This window comes from Paracoccus sp. 08, assembly GCF_024105395.1.
GTDB lineage: Bacteria > Pseudomonadota > Alphaproteobacteria > Rhodobacterales > Rhodobacteraceae > Paracoccus > Paracoccus marcusii.
On the sequence record NZ_WEKR01000008.1, the window covers coordinates 48111 to 66082 of the forward strand.

The window sequence follows — 17972 nt, forward strand, 5'->3', positions numbered from 1 at the left end:
CGGTGCCGGTCGTCAAGGGTGGTCGCGGACCCGGTTTTGCCATACCCTGACCGCAAGAAGATGTCGCACGAAAAGGGAGGACACGATGGGGATACAGGACGATCTGCACCACCCCGGTGAATATGACGAGAACGAGGTCCCGACCCGCTCTGCGCAGATGATCTGGGTGCTGCGGGCGCTTGGGGTGGTGATGGCCGGCATCGTCTGGCTGCTGCTGGGCGGACAGGAGGGGCTGTCCGAGGATGCACGCATCGTCGCCGCCGTCGGCACGCTGATGGCCATCTGGTGGATGACCGAGGCGATCCCGCTGTCGGCCACCGCGCTTCTGCCGATCGTGCTGATCCCGGCGCTGACGGAAACGACCGTCGGCCAGGCGACGCAGCCCTATGCGTCGTCGATCGTGTTCCTGTTCCTGGGCGGCTTCCTGATCGCCATCGCGATGGAGAAATGGCACCTGCACACGCGCATCGCGCTGCTGACGCTGCGCAAGGTGGGTGTGGCGCCCCGGCGGATCGTCCTGGGCATGATGCTGGCAACCGGCTTTCTGTCGATGTGGGTGTCCAACACCGCCACCACGCTGATGATGCTGCCCATCGGCCTGTCCGTCCTGTCCCTGGTGGTCGAACGCGGATCGCGCCAGGACGGCGCCGCCGCCGAGGATGCGATGAAGGCCGGCGGCACGATCACCGATGTCGTCAAGGACCCCAACATCAGCGCCTTCGGCGTCTGCCTGGTGCTGTCGATCGCCTGGGCCGCGTCGATGGGGGGCCTGGGCACGCTGCTGGGCAGCCCGCCCAACGCCATCGTCGCGGGCTATGCCTCGGACGAACTGGGCCGCAACATCGGCTTCTTGGAATGGATGGTGCTGGGCACCCCGCTGGCCTTCATCTTCATCTTCATCGCGTGGTTCCTGATGACCCGCGTTCTGTACCGTTTCGACCTGCCGGAGATCCCCGGCGGCAAGCAGATGATCGAGGATCAGGTCCGCGCCCTGGGCGCCCTGAGCCAGGGAGAGAAGATGGTCCTGGCGGTGTTCCTGGGCGCGGCGTTCCTGTGGATCGTGCCGGGCCTGCTGACCTCGATCCCCGCGATCGAGGCCGCGGCCCCGTGGCTGGGCAACCTGGACGACACGGCCATCGCCATCGGCGCGGGCTTGGCCATGTTCCTGCTGCCCGGCAAGGGGCGCGACAAGATGGTCCTGGACTGGAAGGACGCCGAAGCCGGCCTGCCCTGGGGCGTGCTGCTGCTGTTCGGTGGCGGCCTGTCGCTGGCATCGGCCGTGGCGTCGTCCGGTCTTGACGGCTGGTTCGGCCAGCAGGTCACGGGTCTGGGCTCGCTGCCGACGATCCTGCTGGTCGCGGCTGTGGTCACGATCATCCTGTTCCTGACCGAGATCACGTCGAACACCGCCACCGCCGCGACCTTCATCCCGATCCTGGGCGGTGTCGCCCTGGGCATCGGGGCCGATGCGATGACGCTGCTGATCCCCGCGGCGCTGGCCGCGACCTGCGCCTTCATGCTGCCGGTGGGCACGCCGCCCAACGCCATCGTGTTCGGCACCGGCACCGTGACCATCGCCCAGATGGCCAAGGGCGGGTTCGTCCTGAACGTCGTGGGCATCCTGCTGATCACCGGCCTGACCTACCTGCTGGGCGGTCTGGCCCTGGGCCTGACCTTCTAGGGTCTGCGTTCTGATCTTGCGCCAAGGGGCGTGGCCGCGATAAGGCCACGCCCATGCTGCCCAAAACCCCCCTCACCGTCGCCGCACTCTATCACTTTGCCCGCTTGGCCGATCCGGCGGCCCGGCAGGGACCGTTGCTGGACCTGTGCCGCGCGCAGGGCCTGTGCGGCACGCTGCTGCTGGCGCCCGAGGGCGTGAATGGCACCATCGCGGGCCCGCGCGCGGGCATCCTGGCGGTCCTGGACCACATCCGCGCCTGGCCCGGTTTCGCGGGCCTGGACTGGAAGGAGAGCGCCGCCGACGCACCCCCCTTTGCCCGCATGAAGGTCCGGCTCAAGGCCGAGATCGTGACCATGGGCCAGCCCGACATGGACCCGTCCACCACCACCGGCCATTACGTGGCACCGCGCGACTGGAACGCGCTGATCGCCGCGCCCGACGTGGCCGTGATCGACACCCGCAACGATTACGAGGTCCAGATCGGCACGTTTCAGGGCGCCGTCGACCCCGGCACGAAAAGCTTCCGCGATTTTCCGGCCTGGTGGACCGACAACGCGCATCGGTTTCAGGGCAAGCGCATCGCGATGTTCTGCACCGGCGGCATCCGCTGTGAGAAGTCGACCAACTATCTGATCTCGCAGGGCGTCGATCAGGTCTATCACCTGCAGGGCGGCATCCTGAAATACCTGGAGGACGTCCCCCAAAAGGACAGCACCTGGCAGGGCGAATGCTTCGTCTTCGATCAGCGGGTCAGCCTGACGCATGGGCTGGCGCAGGGGCGGCACGGTCTGTGCCATGCCTGCCGCCGCCCCTTGGCACCCGAGGACCGCACCCGCCCGGAATTTGAGGATGGCGTTAGCTGCCACCGCTGCGCCGACGAATATTCCGACGCCGACCGCGCCCGGTTCCGGGAGCGGCAGCGCCAGTTCGACCGCGACGCCTGAACGTCTCCTTTGCCCAAATACCCCCTTCGGCGCGCCCTCAGCCCTGCGTGCCGACCCCGCCCGCTGCGATGGCGGCCATGTTCAGGATGTCGCTGACGGTCGAGTTGGTCGAACAGATCTGGATCGGGCGCGCCACGCCCGTCAGGATCGGACCGATGACGGTCGCGCCCGCCATCTCCTGCATCAGCTTGACCGAGATCGAGGCCGAATGCCGCGCGGGCACCACCAGGACGTTCGCGGGTGCGGTTAGGCGGCTGAAGGGATAGCGCGCGGCCGCGTCCATATTCAGCGCCACGTCCACGGTCATCTCGCCCTCGTATTCGAAATCGGCACCGCGGCGGTCCAGGACGGTGGCGGCCTGGGCCATCTTGATGGCGCGTTCGCTGACCGGATAGCCGAAGTTCGAAAACGACAGGAAGGCCACGCGCGGCTCCAGCCCCAGGTTGCGGGCGACGGCGGCGCCGCGGGCGGCGATGTCGGCCAGATCCTCGGGTTCGGGCCATTCATGGACCAGCGTGTCGCCGATCAGCACGATCCGGCCCCGGTGCAGCACGGCGGTGATGCCCACCGCCCCGTCCTGCGGGCGCACGTCGAAGACATGGCCGATCTGCGCCAGCACCGGTGCGTTCTTGCGCGTGGCGCCGGTCACCAACCCGTCGCCATGCCCATGCGCCAGCATCAGCGCCGCAAAGATGTGGCGGTCGCGGTTGGCCAGCTTGAACGCGTCCTCGCGGTCGACGCCCTTCCGTTGCAGGCGCTGGTACAGGAACTCGTGATAGCTGTCCAAATGCCGGGTGTTGGCGGCGTTCACGACGCTGATCTCGCGGAAGGCGTCGCCCATGCCCAGGGCCTCCAGCTCGGCCTTGACCTCGGCCTCGCGGCCCACGACCAGCGACTGGCCCATGCCGGTGCGCTGCCATGCGACGGCGGCGCGCAGCACGCGCGGATCGTCGCCCTCGGCAAAGATCATCCGGGCCTGGGCCTGCCGCGCGCGGGCATGGATGCCCTGCAGGATCGCGGCCGTCGGGTCCATCCGGTTCTTCAGCGTCTGGACATAGCCCTCCATGTCGATGATCGGGCGCCGCGCGACGCCCGTGTCCATCCCGGCGCGGGCCACGGCAGGCGGGATCACGTGGATCAGCCGCGGATCGAAGGGCGTCGGGATGATGTAGTCGCGCCCGAACTGCAGCTTGCGGCCATAGGCGACGGCGACCTCGTCGGGCACATCCTCGCGCGCCAGGCGGGCCAGGGCCTCGGCGCAGGCGATCTTCATCTCGTCATTGATGGCGCGGGCGTGGATGTCCAGCGCGCCGCGGAACAGGTACGGGAACCCCAGGACGTTGTTCACCTGGTTCGGATAATCGCTGCGGCCCGTGGCCACGATCGCGTCGGGGCGCACGGCATGGGCGTCCTCGGGGGTGATCTCGGGGTCGGGATTCGCCATGGCGAAGATCACCGGGTTGTCGGCCATGCTGACGACCATGTCCTGGGTCACGGCGCCCTTGGCGCTGACGCCCAGGAAGACATCGGCGCCCCTCATCGCCTCCTCCAGCGTGCGGGCGGTCGTGACGACCGCATGGGCCGATTTCCACTGGTTCATGCCCTCGGTGCGGCCCTGATAGATGACGCCCTTGGTGTCGCACATGATGCAGTTCTCGTGCCGCGCGCCCATGGATTTCAGCAGTTCAAGGCAGGCGATGCCGGCGGCCCCCGCGCCGTTCAGGACGATCCGCACATCCTCGATCTTCTTGCCCGACAGCTCCAGCGCGTTCAGCAGGCCCGCGGCGCAGATCACCGCGGTGCCGTGCTGGTCGTCGTGGAAGACCGGGATGTCCATCAGCTCCTTCAGGCGCTGTTCGATGATGAAGCATTCCGGCGCCTTGATGTCCTCCAGGTTGATGCCCCCGAAGGTCGGGCCCATCAGCTTGACGGCATTGATGAATTCATCCGCGTCCTCGGTGTCCAGCTCCAGGTCGATGGCGTTCACGTCGGCGAAGCGCTTGAACAGCACCGCCTTGCCCTCCATCACCGGCTTGGAGGCCAGCGCGCCCAGGTTCCCCATCCCCAGGATCGCCGTCCCGTTCGAGATCACCGCGACCATGTTGCCCTTGGTGGTATAGTCATAGGCCGTCTCGGGGCGGTCGGCGATGGCCTGGACCGGCACCGCGACGCCCGGCGAATAGGCCAGCGACAGGTCGCGCTGCGTGGTCATGGGGGTGGACGGCGTGATGTCGTATTTGCCCGGCCTCGGTTCCAGATGATAGGCCAGCGCCTCTTCGGGGGTGATGCGGCTGCGGCTGGTCTTGTCGGTCATGATGTCCCCCGAAGATGGTGTCGGGGCCTGCTTAGCGGCTTGGCCGGACCGCATCAACGCGCATGCGGTCCGGCTTGCGCTAACAGGGGCGCGTCAGATGCTGACCTTGACGAAACTGTCGCGCAGCGCCGCCGACCAGGCCGCGCTCATCTGCATGAAGTCCGGATCGCCGTCCAGGATGCGGCGGCGGGTGGTGATGGCGCAGGCATCCGCCTCGATCACCGCCAGGTCCAGCGGCATCCCCACCGACAGGTTGGACCGCAGCGTCGAATCCATCGACAGGAGAACCGCCTTCTGCGCGTCGGCCAGGCTGGTCGCGGGGGTGACCACGCGGTCCAGGATCGGCTTGCCGTATTTATGCTCGCCGATCTGCAGGAAGGGCGTGTCCTCGGTCGCCTCGATGAAATTGCCCTCGGGATAGATCAGGAACAGGCGCATGTCGCCGCCCTTCCTCTGTCCCGCGACGATCATGCTGGCCGATGCCTGCTGCTTGAGGTCGCGGCACTGTTCGGCGATCTCGCGCCGGGTGCGGCACAGCGTGTCGCCGATGATCGTGGCCACGCGCAGCATGGTCGGCGCCTTGAGGATCGAGGTCGTGTCGTCTGCCAGCTCGTCCTCGATCGCCTCCTCCAGGCGGGCGATGGTGGTCTGGGTCACGGACAGCGACCCGGCGGTCATGATCGCGATGATGCGTTCGCCCGGCGCCTCGAAGAAGAACATCTTGCGATAGCACGAGATATTGTCCAGCCCGGCATTCGTGCGGGTATCCGACAGCAGCACAAGCCCGGCATCCAGTTTCAGTCCGACGCAATAGGTCACCGGCACATCTTTCCGTTGCATTCCGCAGGGCAGACTAGGACCGGGGGGCGTGGGCTGCAATCGCTCGTTTGCGGGTCGCGTCATGAAACTTTGGGTCGCCTTGGCGCGCCGAATCGCACATCGTGCAGGTTCCACCACCCAAGGACGAACATGATGACCCATCCTCTTGCCCTCAGCCGCCGCGGTTTTCTGACATCGGGGGTGGCCGGCCTGGCGCTGGTCGCGCTGCATCCCTATTCCGCACGGGCCGAGGCGGGGCAGGCGCATCTGCGCATCATGGAGACGACGGACCTGCACGCGCATGTCTGGCCCTACGACTATTACGCGGACACGGCGACCGACACCCTGGGCCTGGCGCGGACCGCGGCCCTGGTCGGTGCCGTGCGGGCCGAGGCCACGAACGCGCTGCTGTTCGACAACGGCGATTTCCTGCAGGGCAACCCGATGGGCGATTTCATCGCCTACGAGCGCGGGATGGAGGGGGACGCGACCCACCCGGTGATCCAGGGGATGAACGCCCTGGGCTATGACGGCGGGACCCTGGGCAACCACGAATTCAACTATGGGCTGGAGTTCCTGGGCGCCAGCCTGGCGGGCGCGGGCTATCCCGTCGTCTGCGCCAACGTGGTGACCGAGGCCGGCGCCACCCCGGACCAGGACCGGACCCTGGTGCCGCCCTATGCGGTGATCGACCGGGACCTGACCGACGGGGCGGGCGCCACTCATCCGATCCGCATCGGCATCATCGGCTTCGTGCCGCCGCAGATCATGCAATGGGACCGCGCGCATCTGGAGGGGCAGGTCACCGTCCGCGACATCGTCGAGGCGGCCCAGGCCTGGGTGCCCAAGCTGCGTGCCGAGGGGGTGGACCTGGTCGTGGCGCTGGCCCATTGCGGCATCGGCGGGCGGACCGCTGAACCGGGGATGGAGAACGCGGCCATTCCGCTGGCGGCCATCGACGGCATCGACGTCATCCTGACCGGGCATTCGCATTCGGTCTTTCCCGGCCCCGACTACGACGGCGTGGCCGGTGTGGATGCCGCGGCCGGCACGATCGGCGGCAAGCCCGCGGTGATGGCCGGGTTCTGGGGGTCGCATATGGGCCTGGTCGATCTGCTGCTGGAGCGGCAGGGCGACGGCTGGACCATCGTCAGTCACCAGGTCGAGGCGCGCCCGATCTATCAGCGCGACGACGAGGGCGTGGTGACCCCCCTGGTCGAGAGCGTACCCGCCATCGAGGAGGCGACCGCCACCGAACACCAGCAGACGCTGGATTATGTCCGCCGACCCGTCGGCCAGACCAGCGCCGCGCTCTACAGCTATTTCGCGATGGTGGCGGATGACCCGTCGGTCCAGATCGTGTCGAACGCGCAAATCTGGTACATCGCACAGATGCTGGCCGGGACCGAGCACGAGGGGTTGCCGATCCTGTCGGCGGCGGCGCCCTTCAAGGCCGGCGGGCGGGGCGGGCCGGATTACTTCMCCGACGTGCCGCCGGGCGACATCGCCATCCGCAACGTGGCCGACCTGTATCTGTATCCCAACACCATCCGCGCCGTGCGCGTGACCGGCGCGCAGGTCAAGGACTGGCTGGAGCGCAGCGCGGGGGCCTTCAACCGGATCGAACCGGGGCAGGCGGACCAGATGCTGCTGAACCCCGACTTCCGCAGCTACAACTTCGACGTGATCGACGGGGTGACCTATCGGATCGACCTGTCGCAGCCGTCGCGGTTCGACGCCGACGGGGCGCTGGCCAACGCGGACGCGAACCGCATCGTCGATCTGGCAATCGACGGACAGCCGGTCGACCCGGCGGCCGAGTTCATCATTGCCACCAACAACTATCGTGCCACCGGCGGTGGGTCGTTCCCCGGCGCGGATGGCTCGACCGTCGTGTTCGAGGGGCCGGACACCAACCGCGACGTGATCGTCCGCTATATCCTGGACCAGGGGACGATCAACCCGTCGGCGGACGGCAACTGGTCGTTCGCGGCGCTGGACGGGGCGACGGTGCTGTTCGACACGGGGCCGGGGGCCGCGGCCTATCTGCAGGACGTGACCGCCCTGACCATCGAACCGGCGGGCGACGCGCCCGAAGGCTTTGCCCGCTATCGCATCACCCTGTGACGACAAGTGGACCGGGGGTGCTGCCCCCGGTTCCTACTGGGCCATCTCCTCGACCCGGACGGTGACATCCATATCCTCGGACCCGGTGCCCAGGGCAACGCCCCGGATCGGGGCCGCGTCCGCCGCGTCCAGGCCCGACCCCAGACGGACATAGCGTTCGTCCGGACAGCAGCGGTTGGCGGCGTCGAACCCGACCCATCCCAACCCCTCGACATGGATCTCGGCCCAGGCATGGGCCGCGTCATGGGCCTGCCCGTCGATGGTCGAATGCAGATAGCCCGACACATAGCGCGCTGGCAGGCCGCGCAGGCGGGCGATGGCGGTCAGGGCGTGGGTGTGGTCCTGGCAGACGCCCTCTCCCAGGGCCAGGGCCTCGGATGCGGTCGTGCCGGTATGGGTCACGCCGGGGCGGAACGCGATCCGGTCGCTGACCGACATCGACAGCTGATGCGCCAGGTCCAGCCGGTCGGTGCCCTCGACCGACTGAGCCAGATCGCGCAGCGCATCGTCGGGACGCGTGGCGGGACTGTCGCGCAGATAGGTCAGCGGGTGGATCATCTCGCGGTGGCCGCGCAGGACGCCTGCCGTGTCGCGGGTGTCGATGCGTCCGCTGATGCGCACGGTCACATGATCGACCGGACCGCGCACGGTCCAGCCCTCGATCCAGTCGCCGGCACCGTCGCGGAACCCCGGCCCCTTGACGCCGCCCGACACGTCGACCTGCCATTCATGGGTCTTCTGCCCCTCGAACACCGACGGTGTCAGGCGCAGGCTCTGCACCAGGTTCCGGATCGGCTGGCCATAGCGATAGACCGTCTCGTGAGAGATCTTCAGGCGCATGGGTCACACCCCTCCAAGCAGGTAATCCTGGTGGACCAGGTTGGAAATCTCGGACAGTTCCAGGATGAACCAGCTGAGGAACTCGTGCAGCCCCTCGTCGAAGATCATCTCGATGTCGCGTGCCTGCAGGGCTGCCAGAACCTCTCGCGCCTTGTCGCGGGCGCTGGTCGGCACCCCGTCGCCATAGCGGCGCGCCAGCCCTTCAAGGTGCCACACGGTCTCATACAGCGACGTGATCAGCGCGCGGGGGCTTTCCCCGTTCAGGATCAGGAAGTCGGCCACCTGGCCCGCGGTGATGTCGCCGCCATAGGCCCAGTGATAGGCCCGGTGCGCCGAGAGCGCGCGTAGGATCACCTGCCACTGATAGGTGTCCAGACCCGATCCCACGAACTCGATCCGCGGCAGCAGGACGAAATACTTGACGTCCAGCAGGCGCGCGGTCGCGTCGGCGCGTTCCAGCCCGTATCCCAGGTTCATGAAATGCCAGCCGTCGTTCCTCAGCTGCGTCGCGTTGATCGCGCCGCGCACGGTCGAGGTGTGGCCGGTGGTGAAATCGGTCAGCCCTGCGGTGTCCAGCTTTGCGCGCGGCTGGCGTTCGATCCGGCGCAGCTCCTGGAAGGCCACGTTCAGCGCGTCCCAGACCTGGCTGGTCAGCGCGGTGCGCACGATCCGACCGGCCTCGCGCGCCTTTTCAAGGCAGCTGGCCACCGATGACGGGTTGGCGCGGTCGAAGAAGATGAACTCCTCGATGTTCTCCTGGGTGATCTCTCCGTATTTCTGCGCGAACAGGTCCGAACTGCCCGAGGCCTGCAGCAGCGAGTTCCATTCGTTCTGGTACCCGGCCTCGGTGTTGGGAAGCAGCGTGATGCGCTGTCCCACGTCCAGCAGGCGCGCGGCGGTTTCGGCACGTTCCAGATGGCGGCCCATCCAGAACAGGTTCGAGGCGGTGCGGCTGAGCATCGTGTTACGTCCCCTCATTCCGACAACACCCAGGTGTCCTTGACACCCCCGCCCTGGGACGAGTTCACCACCAGCGACCCTTCGCGCAGTGCGACACGCGTCAGCCCGCCCGGTACCAGCTCGATCCGGTCGCCGCACAGGCAATAGGGGCGCAGGTCCACGTGGCGCGGCGCGATGCCCTCGTCCACGAAGGTCGGGCAGGTCGACAGTGCCAGCGTGGGCTGGGCGATGTAGTTCGACGGATTGGCCTGGATCTTGGCACGGAACGCCTCGATCTCCTCCCTGGTCGACTTGGGGCCGACCAGCATGCCGTAGCCGCCCGATCCGTGGACCTCCTTGACGACCAGTTCGGGCAGATGCTCCATCACATAGCGGTAGTCGTCGTCCTTCCACAGCGTCCAGGTCTGGACGTTGTTCAGGATCGGCTCCTCTCCCAGATAAAAGCGCACCATCTCGGGGACGAAGGTGTAGATCGCCTTGTCATCGGCCACGCCCGCGCCGGGTGCCGAACAGATCGACACGCCGCCAGACCGGTACACATCCATCAGTCCCGGAATGCCCAGCATCGAATCGGGGCGGAAGCACAGCGGGTCCAGATAGGGGTCATCAATCCGGCGATAGATCACGTCCACGCGCTTGGGCCCGGTGGTCGTGCGCATATAGCAGAATTCGCCATCCACGAACAGATCCTGCCCCTCGACCAGCTCGACCCCCATCAGGTTGGCGAGGAAGCTGTGTTCGTAATAGGCGCTGTTGTAATGGCCCGGCGTCAGGATCACGCAGGTCGGCCGGTCGCTGCATTTCGCGGGCGCCACCGATTCCAGCGTGCGGCGCAGAAGGTCGGGATACTGGTCGACGGGTTCGATGCGGTTGCCGCGGAACAGGGCCGGGAACATGCGCATCATGATCTCGCGGTTCTCCAGCATGTAGCTGACACCCGACGGCGTGCGGCAGTTGTCCTCCAGGACATAGAACTCGTCCTTGGCGGTGCGGACCAGGTCAATGCCGATGATGTGGGAATAGACGCCGCGCGGGGGCACGAACCCCACCACCGACTTCTCGAACGCCTCGTTCTGATAGACCAGGCGGGCGGGGATGCGTCCGGCGCGGATGATCTCTCCGCGGCCATAGACGTCGCGCAGGAAAGCGTTCAGCGCACGGGCGCGCTGCTTGATGCCGCGTTCCAGGCGGCGCCACTCAGCCTGCTCGAACACGCGGGGCATCATGTCGAAGGGGATCAGCCGGTCCGGGTCGCCCCCCTCGCCATAGACGGCGAAGGTGATGCCGATGCGGCGGAACAGCGCCTCCGCCTCGGCCTGCTTCATCTGGCGGAAATCGTCGGGCATGGTCTCGACCCATTCCCGCAGGCGGGCATAGGGGTCGCGGACGCTGTCGCCCTCGTACATCTCGTTATAGTAACTCATCACTCCCCCACTGGCTGACGCAACGCTTCCGGGTCTTTCCTTGGATCGATGATCCGCGCCCGGTTCCGGTAAGTCCACAGCAGAACCGCCGGATTTGCCCATTGGTTCCGCAGCTTGGCGCCGTGGCGGGGGCGCCGCTGCCGGCGCCCGGGGCAGCCTGCCGGTTTGGCAGGCAGATCAGCACAGTTCGACCGCCAGCGCGGTTCCCTCGCCGCCGCCGATGCAGATCGCGGCCACGCCCCGGCGCAGCCCTCGCGCCTGCAGCGCATGGATCAGCGTGACAATGATCCGCGCCCCCGACGCGCCGATCGGATGGCCCAGGGCGCATGCTCCGCCATGCACGTTCACGCGGTCATGGGACAGGCCCATCCGCGCCATGAAGGCCATCGGCACGACGGCAAAGGCCTCGTTCACCTCCCACAGAGCGACGCTGTCGCTGTCCCATCCGATCCGCGCCAGCAGCTTTTCGGCGGCGGGCACGGGCGCGGTGGGGAACTGGCCGGGGGCTTGGGCGTGGCTGGCATGGCCGACGATGCGCGCGACGGCGCCCTCCGCCCGACCGCCCAGCACCAGCGCCGCCGCCCCGTCCGAGATGGACGAGCTGTTGGCCGCCGTCACGGTGCCCCCGTCGCGGAACGCGGGTTTCAGCAGCGGGATCTTGTCGGGGCGGGCCTGGCCGGGCTGTTCGTCGGTGTCGACCACGGTGACCTTGCCGCGACCCGGCACGGTGACGGGTGCGATCTCGGTCGCGAACGCGCCGCCGGCGATGGCATCCTGTGCGCGCGTCAGGCTGGCCAGGGCGTAGTCGTCCTGCGCCTGGCGGGAAAAGGCGAACTCCGCGGCGCAATCCTCGGCAAACGTGCCCATCAGGCGGCCCTTGTCATAGGCATCCTCCAGCCCGTCCAGGAACATGTGGTCCAACGCCTGTGCATGCCCCAGGCGCGCCCCGGCGCGCATTTTGGGCAGCAGGTAGGGGGCGTTCGACATGCTCTCCATGCCGCCCGCGACGACGATGCCGGCGCTGCCGGCGCGGATGGCATCGGACGCCATCATCACGGCCTGCATCCCCGATCCGCACATCTTGTTCAGCGTCGTTGCCGGCACCTCCTGTCCCAGCCCCCCGGCAAAGCCCGCCTGCCGCGCCGGGGCCTGGCCCTGGCCCGCGGGCAGGACGCAGCCCATGAACAGCGCATCGACCGCGGGCCCGCCCGCGCGCGCCAGTGCCGCGGCGATGGCCGCCCCACCCAGATCGGCCGCGGACACCCCCGACAGCGCGCCCATCAGCCCGCCCATCGGCGTGCGCGCCGCCCCCAGCACGTAGATGTCCTGAATTGTCATGATCTTTCCCCCCGATCTGTCCTCGCGCTTACCGGATCGTAACCTTTGGGGTCTAGTCAAGGATGCAGATGCGCAAGGAAGGCCCGGAATCATGCAGTTCATCGTCGAAGACGCCGAATCCCATCTGAACATCACGGTGACGGAACCCCGTATCGACGCGGCGATTGCGACCCTGTTCAAGGACAAGCTGCGCGAGATCGTGGTCAAGAACCGCAAGCCGGTGCACATGGACATGGCGGCGGTGGACTTCATGGACAGCTCTGGCCTGGGGGCGATGATCGCCGTCCGCAAGAGCCTGCCCGAGAACCTGGCGCTGGTGCTGTTCGCGCTGACGCCCAATGTCGAACGCGTGTTCCGCCTGACGCGGATGGACAGCGTGTTCGACATCCAGCCCCGCACCGCTCAGCCCCGCACCGCTCAGAAGGAGCAACGAGAATGACACCCAGTGAACGCTCCAATCCGGGCATCGGAAACCGTGCATCCGCACTGACGCAGCCGATGTTCCACCGCGTCCTGAACGCCCATCCGATGATCGTGCGCGACACCCTGCAGGACGTCCGCCAGCGTTTCCGCGGAGAGGTGGGCGACGACACTCTGGGCCGGCTGGAACTGGTCCTGGCCGAGGTGATGAACAACGTCGCCGAACACGCCCCGCTGGGCCAGGCGGAACAGGCGCGGCTGCCGGTGATCCACCTGTGCATCGTGCGCCACAGTTCGGGCCTGGCCTGCGCGCTGACCGATGACGGGATCTCGCTGCCTGACGACTGCCTGCTGCCGCGCAGCCTGCCGCCGATGGTCGCGGACGATCTGCCCGAAGGCGGCTTCGGCTGGTTCCTGATCCAGGACCTGACGCAGGCCCTGTGCTATTACCGCGAGGAAAGCCGGAACTATCTGGCCTTCAGCATCCCCTTTGCCCAGATGGAGGTCGACGCCTAGTTGACCGGTCCCGCCAGGAAATAGCGGCCGTCCTGAAAGGCGCTGAACATGTCCCCGACCTCGGGGTGGTCCAGCGGTTCGCCCGACACGTCCAGTTCAAGGTTCTGTTCGGATACATAGGCCACGTAATAGGTCGCCTCGGTCTCGGCGAACAGGTGATAGAACGGCTGGTCACGGTCGGGGCGCGAATCCTCGGGGATGGATTCGTACCATTCCTCGGTATTGGCGAATTCGGGATCGACGTCGAAGATCACGCCCCGGAACGGCCGCGAACGGTGCCGGACGACCTGTCCCAGGCTGTATTTCGCGTGGCGGCTTTGGGCCTGCATCCGGGCGGTATCCATCGTTCGTGTCAGGGATCAACAAAAGTCAGCGCGCCTTCTAGCGCGCCGCGACGGTCCTGTCCACCGGCAGGCGATCAGGGGGCGATGTCGTCCGCCGTCAGGGGCACGGTCGCCATCGACATCTTGGCCGACCCTTCGCTGACCTGGTTGGCATGGGCCAGATAGACCAGCACGCGGTTGTCGGCGTCGTAGATGCGCTGCACACGCAGCGACTTGAACACCAGCGAACGCCCCTCGCTGAACACGTTTTCTCCCTCGCCGGGGGTCAGGGCGCTGACGTCGATGGGCCCGGTGCGGGTGCACTGGATCGCGCTGTTGGACGGATCCTCGAACCAGTTGCCCTGGCTCAGCCGGTCCAGGACCGAGCGGCTGAAATAGGCCAGGTGGCAGGTCACGCCCGGCACCTCGGGGTCCTTGATCGCCTCGATGACGACATCGTTGCCGACCCAGTCCACGCCGACGCGGCCGACCTCCTCGGCCTGCAACGACAGGGGGGCAAGGGTCAGGGCAAGGGTCAGGGCAAGGCGCATGGTCTACTCCGGCAACAGGGGCTGGCGGCCCGATTCGGTCAGCAGGTGCACGGCACCCGGTTCGATGACGGCGGCGGACAGCGGCCGGCCATAGGCGGCGCCCCCGTCCAGGTTCAGGCGGTTTGCGTACAGGGCAGGGGCCTCCAGCGCGGTGTGCCCGTGCACGACCAGCGGCCCGAAATCAACGTCGCTGTCCAGGAACCCCTGGCGGATCCAGACCAGGTCGCCCTCTGCCTGGTCCTGCAGGTCGATGCCCGGGCGGATGCCCGCATGCACGACCAGCGCCAGCGGATGAAGATACCACAGCGGCAGTGCCGCAAGGAACCGCGCGTGATCCGCAGGAACCGCCGCCCGCGCATCGCGCAGCAGCGCCTCGCGCGGCTGATCCGGGTCCACGCCATAGGACCGCAGCGTCGCGGCCGCGCCCAGACCCGGATGGTCCACCCAATGCTGTCCGGACGACAGGCCCGGGTCGATCCAGTCAGGCTGGTTCAGAAACGCGGGCAGAAAGCGGTCGTGATTGCCGCGGGTGACGATCCAGGGCCGCCCCGCCTGCTGGCCGCGCAACAGGTGGTCCACCACGCCACGCGAATCGGGGCCGCGGTCGATCAGGTCGCCCACATGGGCGATGACCGCATCAGGCCCGCCGTCGTCGAAGATCCGCTGATGCGCGGCCTTCAGCAGGTCCAGCTGTCCGTGAATGTCGCCAATCGCATAAAGTCGCATCTGTCACCTGGCCGTGGCGCGCGGCAGGGAGGGTCCGCACGCCCCTTGGGTAAGGGCGTGCGGGGCCGAGGTCAAACCTCGAACTGCAGCCGGCGGGCCTGCAGGAACTTGCCGGTGTTCTGCAGCGTGGCCAGGGCCTCGTCGCTGATCGCCTCGTCCAGGTACAGGATCGCGATGGCATCCGCCCCGTTGGCGGCCCGCCCCAGGGTAAAGTTCGCGATGTTCACGCCCAGATCGCCCAGGGTCATCCCAAGCGCGCCGATGACGCCGGGAACGTCCTTGTTGCGGGTGTACAGCATGTGGCTTCCCACCTCGGCGTCCACGTTGATCCCGCGGATCTGGATGAAGCGCGGCTTGCCATCGCTGAACACCGTGCCCGCGATGGACCGCTCGCGCGTCTCGGTCACGCAGGTGACCTTGACATAACCCTCATAGGCGCCGGCCTTGTCCTGCTTGGTGGTGGACACCTGCACGCCGCGATCCTTGGCCATGACCGGGGCCGACACCATGTTCACGTCCGGGTTCGACGCCTTCATCACGCCCGCGATCACCGCCGCGTTCAGCGCGTTCAGGTTCATCTCGGACACGACGCCGTCATACAGCACGTTGATCGCCTTGATCGGCTCGTCGGTCATCTGGCCCACGAAGGCGCCCAGATGCGCGGCCAGCTTGATCCAGGGGCCCATCACCGCGGCCTCCTCGGCGGTGACCGAGGGCATGTTCAGCGCGTTCTGCACCGCGCCCGTCAGCAGATAGTCCGACATCTGCTCGGCGACCTGCAGGGCGACGTTCTCCTGCGCCTCGGTCGTGGCGGCGCCCAGATGGGGCGTGACGACGACGTTGGGCAGGTTGAACAGCGGGCTTTCCGTCGCGGGCTCGACGGCAAAGACGTCGAATGCGGCACCCGCCACGCGCCCGTCCTTCAACGCCTCGGCCAGCGCCTCCTCGTCGACCAGGCCGCCGCGGGCGCAGTTGATGATGCGCACGCCCTTCTTCAGCTTGGCGATGGCCTCGCGCGACAGGATGTTGCGGGTCTTGTCGGTCAGCGGCACGTGGAAGGTGATGAAGTCGGACTTGCCCAGCAGGTCGTCCAGCTCGACCTTGGTCACGCCCAGTTCCTTGGCGCGATCCTCGGACAGGAAGGGGTCATAGGCCAGCACCTTCATGTGCAGCCCCAGGGCGCGGTCGATCACGATGCCGCCGATATTGCCCGCCCCGATCACGCCAAGGGTCTTGTTGAACAGCTCGACCCCCATGAAGCGGTTCTTCTCCCACTTGCCGGCATGGGTGCTGACGCTGGCCTCGGGCAGCTGGCGCGCGACCGCGAACATCATCGCGATGGCATGCTCGGCAGTGGTCACGCTGTTGCCGAAAGGCGTGTTCATCACGATCACGCCCTTCTTGCTGGCGGCCGGGATGTCGACATTGTCGACCCCGATGCCGGCGCGGCCGATGACCTTCAGGTTGGTCGCGCCTTCCAGCAGCTTGTCGGTGACCTTTGTCGCCGACCGGATGGCCAGCCCGTCATACTGCCCGATCACCTCGGCCAGCTTTTCCTTGTCCTTGCCCAGATCGGGCAGGTAATCCACCTCGACGCCGCGATCGCGAAAGATCTGGACGGCGGTTTCCGACAGCTTGTCCGAGACGAGAACCTTCGGCATGTCATTCATCCTTGCAGGGGCATCGGGGCCAGGCCTCGCCGACGCCATGTTTCTTCGTTGGAGAAATACCAGGGTGGGTCCGGGGGACTGGCCCCCGGTCCGCTTGGCTTATTGCGCGGCCAGTTCGGCGCGGTACGCCCATTCGATCCACGGCATCAGTGCCGCGACATCGGCGGTCTCGACCGTCGATCCGCACCAGATGCGCAGGCCCGCAGGCGCGTCGCGATAGGCGCCGGCGTCCAGCGCCACGCCATCCTTCTCCAGGCGCTTGGCCACGGCCTTGGCAAAGGCCGCGCCGTCCTTGATCGTCGGATCGGTGAACTTCAGGCAGACGCTGGTCGTCGATGCGGTGGCCGGATCCTCGGCCAGATCGGCGATCCAGTCCTTGTCCGCGATGAAATCGCGCACCGCGCCCGCATTGGCATCCGCCCGCGCGATCAGCGCCGTGAGGCCGCCCAGGGATTGCGCCCATTTCAGCGCGACCAGGTAATCTTCGACCGCCAGCATCGAGGGCGTGTTGATCGTCTCTCCCTTGAAGATGCCCTCGATCAGCTTGCCGCCCTTGGTCATGCGAAAGATCTTGGGCAGCGGCCAGGCAGGGGTATAGGTCTCCAGCCGTTCGACGGCGCGCGGCGACAGGATCAGGACGCCATGCGCGCCCTCTCCGCCCAGCACCTTCTGCCAGCTGAAGGTCACCACATCCAGCTTGTCCCAGGGCAGGTCCATGGCGAAGGCCGCGCTGGTCGCGTCGCAGATGGTCAGGCCCGCGCGGTCGGCGGGGATCGCATCGCCGTTCGGCACGCGCACGCCGCTGGTGGTGCCGTTCCAGGTGAAGACGACGTCCTTGTCGAAATCGACCTCTGCCAGATCGACGATCTTGCCGTAATCGGCCTTGCGGACCGTGGCGTCCAGCTTCAGCTGCTTCACGGCATCCGTGACCCAGCCTTCGCCAAAGCTTTCCCAGGCCAGCATCTCGACGGGGCGGGCGCCCAGCAGGGTCCACATCGCCATCTCGACCGCGCCGGTGTCGGAACCGGGGACGATGCCGATGCGGTAATCGGCCGGCACGCCCAGGACCGCACGGGTCAGCTCGATGGCCTCGGCCAGCTTGGACTTGCCGACGGCGGCGCGATGCGACCGGCCCAGGGGCGCGTCCGACAGCATGTCCAGCGAATAATGGGGGATCTTGGCGCAGGGGCCCGAAGAAAAGCGCGGGTTTTCCGGCCGCGCAGCCGGGATCGCATGATCGGTCATGTGGCTAGCCTTCCAGCTAAAAAGCCCCTCGTTGGGGAGGGGTGTCCCACCGACCGACCTAAGGCCCCTCCCGC

General features: G+C 67.3%; 16 protein-coding genes. 5 read left to right on the forward strand and 11 right to left on the reverse strand.

The features are described 5' to 3' along the window. Positions 1–85 precede the first annotated feature (85 nt). Positions 86–1681, forward strand: coding sequence for an SLC13 family permease (locus GBO37_RS04230; protein WP_252927417.1), 1596 nt, complete (start codon positions 86–88; stop codon positions 1679–1681). A 53-nt stretch (positions 1682–1734) separates the two neighbouring features. Beyond that, positions 1735–2625: a rhodanese-related sulfurtransferase gene (locus tag GBO37_RS04235; protein ID WP_252927419.1), complete on the forward strand. Its 891-nt coding sequence runs from the start codon at positions 1735–1737 to the stop codon at positions 2623–2625. Positions 2626–2662: 37 nt separating this feature from the next. Here GBO37_RS04235 and GBO37_RS04240 read toward each other — a convergent pair whose 3' ends face one another. Both GBO37_RS04240 and GBO37_RS04245 read right to left on the reverse strand, forming a co-directional pair. After that, on the reverse strand, positions 2663–4939 hold the full coding sequence (locus tag GBO37_RS04240) for an NADP-dependent malic enzyme (protein ID WP_252927420.1): 2277 nt from the start codon (positions 4937–4939) through the stop codon (positions 2663–2665). Between the two features lie 93 nt (positions 4940–5032). Next, positions 5033–5758, reverse strand: a complete 726-nt coding sequence (locus tag GBO37_RS04245) for a proteasome-type protease (RefSeq protein ID WP_252927422.1) — start codon at positions 5756–5758, stop codon at positions 5033–5035. A gap of 153 nt (positions 5759–5911) precedes the next feature. On the opposite strand from GBO37_RS04245, the gene GBO37_RS04250 reads away from it, so the two are divergent. After that, a complete protein-coding gene (locus tag GBO37_RS04250; RefSeq protein ID WP_371927481.1) occupies positions 5912–7885 on the forward strand; it encodes a bifunctional 2',3'-cyclic-nucleotide 2'-phosphodiesterase/3'-nucleotidase in 1974 nt (657 codons plus the stop codon). Between the two features lie 33 nt (positions 7886–7918). Here GBO37_RS04250 and GBO37_RS04255 read toward each other — a convergent pair whose 3' ends face one another. The 4 genes from GBO37_RS04255 to GBO37_RS04270 all read right to left on the reverse strand — a co-directional run bounded on the left by GBO37_RS04255 (position 7919) and on the right by GBO37_RS04270 (position 12447). Beyond that, entirely contained in the window at positions 7919–8725 is an 807-nt protein-coding gene (locus tag GBO37_RS04255) for a transglutaminase family protein (protein ID WP_252927425.1), read from the reverse strand. A 3-nt stretch (positions 8726–8728) separates the two neighbouring features. Next, positions 8729–9685, reverse strand: a complete 957-nt coding sequence (locus GBO37_RS04260; RefSeq protein WP_045982658.1) for an alpha-E domain-containing protein — start codon at positions 9683–9685, stop codon at positions 8729–8731. Positions 9686–9699: 14 nt separating this feature from the next. Further along, the gene (locus tag GBO37_RS04265; RefSeq protein ID WP_046000427.1) at positions 9700–11109 is read right to left on the reverse strand and encodes a circularly permuted type 2 ATP-grasp protein; all 1410 of its coding nucleotides are present in this window, start codon (positions 11107–11109) and stop codon (positions 9700–9702) included. Between the two features lie 177 nt (positions 11110–11286). Then, on the reverse strand, positions 11287–12447 hold the full coding sequence (locus GBO37_RS04270; protein ID WP_256479756.1) for an acetyl-CoA C-acyltransferase: 1161 nt from the start codon (positions 12445–12447) through the stop codon (positions 11287–11289). Positions 12448–12538: 91 nt separating this feature from the next. Here GBO37_RS04270 and GBO37_RS04275 point away from each other — a divergent pair, with 91 nt between their 5' ends. Both GBO37_RS04275 and GBO37_RS04280 read left to right on the forward strand, forming a co-directional pair. Continuing rightward, complete coding sequence (locus tag GBO37_RS04275) at positions 12539–12886, forward strand: STAS domain-containing protein (RefSeq protein WP_045983052.1); 348 nt, start codon at positions 12539–12541, stop codon at positions 12884–12886. Next, a complete protein-coding gene (locus tag GBO37_RS04280; RefSeq protein WP_252927427.1) occupies positions 12883–13383 on the forward strand; it encodes an ATP-binding protein in 501 nt (166 codons plus the stop codon). The genes GBO37_RS04275 and GBO37_RS04280 overlap by 4 nt, the downstream gene beginning before the upstream one ends. Here the strand turns inward: GBO37_RS04280 and hspQ are convergent. The 5 genes from hspQ to GBO37_RS04305 form a co-directional block, all read right to left on the reverse strand. Then, positions 13380–13727, reverse strand: a complete 348-nt coding sequence (gene hspQ, locus GBO37_RS04285) for a heat shock protein HspQ (protein ID WP_369799424.1) — start codon at positions 13725–13727, stop codon at positions 13380–13382. The genes GBO37_RS04280 and hspQ overlap by 4 nt on opposite strands. A gap of 74 nt (positions 13728–13801) precedes the next feature. Then, positions 13802–14257 carry a CreA family protein gene (locus GBO37_RS04290; RefSeq protein ID WP_139598662.1) on the reverse strand — a complete coding sequence of 152 codons (456 nt, stop codon included), beginning with the start codon at positions 14255–14257 and terminating at the stop codon, positions 13802–13804. A gap of 3 nt (positions 14258–14260) precedes the next feature. Continuing rightward, on the reverse strand, positions 14261–14983 hold the full coding sequence (locus tag GBO37_RS04295; RefSeq protein WP_139598661.1) for a metallophosphoesterase: 723 nt from the start codon (positions 14981–14983) through the stop codon (positions 14261–14263). A gap of 71 nt (positions 14984–15054) precedes the next feature. Then, a complete protein-coding gene (gene serA, locus GBO37_RS04300) occupies positions 15055–16644 on the reverse strand; it encodes a phosphoglycerate dehydrogenase (RefSeq protein WP_045983056.1) in 1590 nt (529 codons plus the stop codon). 108 nt (positions 16645–16752) lie between these two features. Continuing rightward, positions 16753–17898 (reverse strand): phosphoserine transaminase, encoded by a 1146-nt coding sequence (locus tag GBO37_RS04305; protein WP_252927429.1) that lies wholly within the window; start codon positions 17896–17898, stop codon positions 16753–16755. Positions 17899–17972: the final 74 nt, after the last annotated feature.